2 protein-coding genes are annotated in these 3,689 nt (G+C 73.2%); both read left to right on the top strand.

Translation table 11 applies throughout. The features are described from left to right. Positions 1-3,246: SDR family NAD(P)-dependent oxidoreductase (locus ACFZCY_RS45385; RefSeq protein ID WP_391187696.1), on the top strand; the 3,246-nt coding region annotated here is incomplete at its 5' end. Positions 3,247-3,289: 43 nt separating this feature from the next. Then, a partial coding sequence (locus ACFZCY_RS45380) for a beta-ketoacyl synthase N-terminal-like domain-containing protein (RefSeq protein ID WP_391187694.1) occupies positions 3,290-3,689 on the top strand: 400 nt, incomplete at its 3' end.

The raw sequence follows: 3,689 nt of genomic DNA, 5'->3' as shown, positions 1-3,689 counted from the left end.
GTGGATACGTTTGTGGAGGTGGGTCCGCATGCGGTGTTGTCGGTGATGGCGGGTGAGTGTCTGGAAGAGGACGGGGACGGGGGTGATCTGGCGTTTGTGCCGGTGATGCGTCGTGATCGTCCGGCGGCGGAGACGTTCACCACCGCACTGGCCACCCTCCACACCCGTGTTGCCGAAATCGATGCCACCGCAGTCCAGTTGGGCGCCGGAGGCCGACGTGTCGACCTGCCCACCTACCCCTTCCAACGCACCCGCTACTGGGCGACCGGATCGGTCCCCGGGGGCACGGGCGCCTCGGCCGCGGCCCGCTTCGGGCTCGTATGGAAGGACCATCCGTTCCTCAGCGGCGCGACGCCGATTGCCGGTTCCGGTTCGCTGCTCCTCACCGGCAGGGTGGCGCTGTCCGCCTCCCCGTGGCTGGCCGACCACGCCATCTCGGGCACGACACTGCTCCCCGGTACGGCCATCGCCGACCTGCTGCTGAGGGCCGCGGACGAGGTGGGCGCGGGCGGCGTGGAGGAACTCACGCTCCACGCGCCGCTGATTCTTCCCGAACACGGAGGACTGCGGCTGCAGGTACTCGTCGAGGCGGCCGACGAACGGGGCCGTCGCGCCGTCGTGCTCGCCGGGCGCCCCGAGACCACGGATGGGGACGGCGAGGAGCCTGAATGGACCAGGCATGCGGAGGGTGTGCTCGCGCCCGAGCCGCCGCAGGCACCGGACACCGCATGGGGCGCGGGGGCCTGGCCGCCTCCTGGGGCCCGACCGGTCGATGTGGAGGAGCTGTACGAGGGGTTCGCCGCGGACGGCTACGGCTACGGTCCCGCCTTCACCGGACTGTCCGGGGTGTGGCGCCGCGGCGAGGAACTCTTCGCCGAGGTGCGGCTGCCCGACACGGTGGCGAACGGCGACGGCTTCGGCATCCATCCAGCGCTCTTCGACGCGGCTCTCCACCCATGGCGTGCCGGTGGGCTGCTGCCCGAGACGGGCGGCACCACGCTGGCGCCGTTCTCCTGGCAGGGTATCGGCCTGCACGCCGTCGGAGCCGAGACGCTCCGAGTCAGGCTGGTGCCCGTGGGCGAGGGTACCGACGCCGCCTTCTCGCTGTGTGCCGCCGACCCGCAGGGCACGCCCGTCCTCAGCCTGGACGCGCTGGTGCTGCGCCCGGTCACGCTGGGCACGGACAGCGCGAAGGAACCGCTGTACCGCGTCGACTGGCAGCCCGTGCCCCATCGGTCCGACGCCCTCGGCACCCACCGCTGGACGGTCCTCGGCCCCGGTGCGGGGGAGAGCGCCGCGGCGGAGGAGAGCGCGATCCTGCGTGCCCTGCCCGGCGCGGAACCCGCAGCCCACGCCGACCTCACAGCCCTGCGTGCCGCCCTGACCGCCGGGGCTCCCGCCCCCGACCTGGTCGTGGTGCCACCGACCGGCACTCACCGGGGCGGGCCGGAAGAAGGGAACGGCCGGGGTGCGGACCCGGGCGCAGCGGAGCGGGCTGACGATCCGGTGCGCGCCGCCCTCGCCCGCGGCCTGGCCTTGGTAAGGGAGTGGACCGAGGACGAACGCCTGGCGGACGCCCGGCTCGTCGTGCTCACCCGGGGTGCGGTCGACGCCGGACCCGGCGACGTACCGGATCTGGCGGGCGCGGCCCTGTGGGGCCTGCTCCGCTCCGCCCAGTCGGAGTACCCGGACCGTTTCACCCTCGTCGATGTGGATGACTCCCCGGAGGCCTGGACGTCCCTGCCCCGGGCGCTGGCATCGGGAGAGTCGCAGCTCGCCCTGCGCGGCGACGACGTACTCGCCCCCGGCCTCGTGCCCGTCAGCAGCAGCACGGCCGCGGAGGCGGCATTCGACCCCGACGGCACCGTGCTGATCACCGGTGCCACCGGTGCCCTGGGCCGCCGGGTGGCCCCGCACCTGGCACGCCGGCACGGGGTGCGCCATATGCTCCTCCTCAGCAGGCGCGGCGCGAACGCCCCCGAAGCCGCCGTGCTGAAGCGGGAGCTGGCCGGCCTCCAGGTCACCGCGACCTTCGTGGCGTGCGACCTCGCCGACCCCGCGGACGTGAGGGAGGCCGTCTCCACGGTGTCACCGGAGCATCCGCTGACCGGAGTGGTGCACACCGCCGGAGTACTGGATGATGGAGCCCTCACCGGCCTGACCCCGGAGCGGCTCGACACCGTCCTCCGGCCGAAGGCCGACGCCGTACGGAACCTGCACGAGGCCACCCTCGACCGGCCGCTGCGCACGTTCGTCCTGTTCTCCGCCGCGGCCGGGCTGCTCTGCCGTCCGGGGCAGGGCTCCTACGCGGCGGCCAACGCGGTCCTCGACGCCTTCGCGCGGGACCGTCGAGCCGCCGGGCTGCCCGCCGTCTCGCTCGCCTGGGGCCTGTGGGACGAACGGGCGGGTATGGCCGGGGGCCTGGACGAGGTGGCACTTCGCCGGCTGCGCCGCGAGGGCATCGCGGCAATGCCGCCCGAGCAAGGTCTCGACCTGCTGGATCTGGTCCTGACCACGCACCGGGAAGGGCCCGCGCTCCTCGTCCCGCTCCTGCTCGACGGTGCCGCCCTGCGCCGCACGGCCAAGGAGCGCGGTGCCTCCGCGGTGCCACCACTGCTGCGCGGCCTGCTTCCCGCGGCCCTGCGCCGCGCCGGCGCGGGCACCACGGCGTCCGCCGGCCGGCGCGGCGGGGAAACGGAGGCCGACGCCGGACGTGTCGCGCGGATGGTGGCGCTCCCGGCCGAGGAACGGAACGCGGCCTTGCTGGACCTGGTCACCGAGCAGGTCGCCGAGGTACTCGGCCACGCGTCGCCCGCCGACGTCGACCCCGAGCGTCCCTTCCGGGACATCGGATTCGACTCCCTGGCGACGGTGGAGTTGCGCAACCGGCTCAGCCGCCTGGTCGACCTGCGGATGCCGACCACGCTGGCCTTCGATCGCCCCACGCCGAAGGAGGTCGCCGCGTGGATCGACGGGGAGCTGCCTCACCCGACCGGATCGCCGGCCGTGGACTCCGCCCTGGCAGGGATCGACGAGCTGTCCCGAACTGTCGCCCTGCTGGGCTCCGACGACACCCGGCGGGCCGAGGTACGGGAGCGACTCCTCGGACTGCTGACCGAGCTGGACGCCCCCGGGCACCGTGCCCGTACCGCATCCGCCGCCGTGAGTGCTCCAACGACCGTGGGGGACCGGCTCGACGAGGCCACCGACGACGAGATCTTCGCTTTCCTGGACGAGCAGCTGTGATCGCACCGTGGACCGACCGCATGCCGAGGAGTTGGTGGCCGCAATGACTGCCGAGAACGACAAGATCCGCAGCTACCTGAAGCGTGCCACCGCCGAACTGCACAAGACCAAGTCCCGCCTGGCCGAGATGGAGTCGGCGAGCCGGGAGCCGATCGCGATCGTCGGTATGGCCTGCCGTTATCCGGGTGGTGTGGCGTCGCCGGAGGATCTGTGGGACCTGGTGGCCGCCGGTACGGACGCCATCTCGTCCTTCCCCGCCGACCGCGGATGGGACCTCGACGGGCTGTACGACCCCGACCCCGAGGCAGTGGGACACAGCTATGTGCGTGAGGGCGGTTTCCTGCACGGGGCGGGTGATTTCGACGCGGAGTTCTTCGGTGTGTCGCCGCGTGAGGCGGCGGCGATGGATCCGCAGCAGCGGCTGTTGCTGGAGACGTCGTGGG

The sequence above is a fragment of the Streptomyces sp. NPDC007983 genome (assembly GCF_042958345.1).
Taxonomy (GTDB): Bacteria; Actinomycetota; Actinomycetes; order Streptomycetales; family Streptomycetaceae; genus Streptomyces.
Note: the sequence above shows the minus strand (reverse complement) of the source record. Positions and strands in the feature narration are given on the sequence as shown.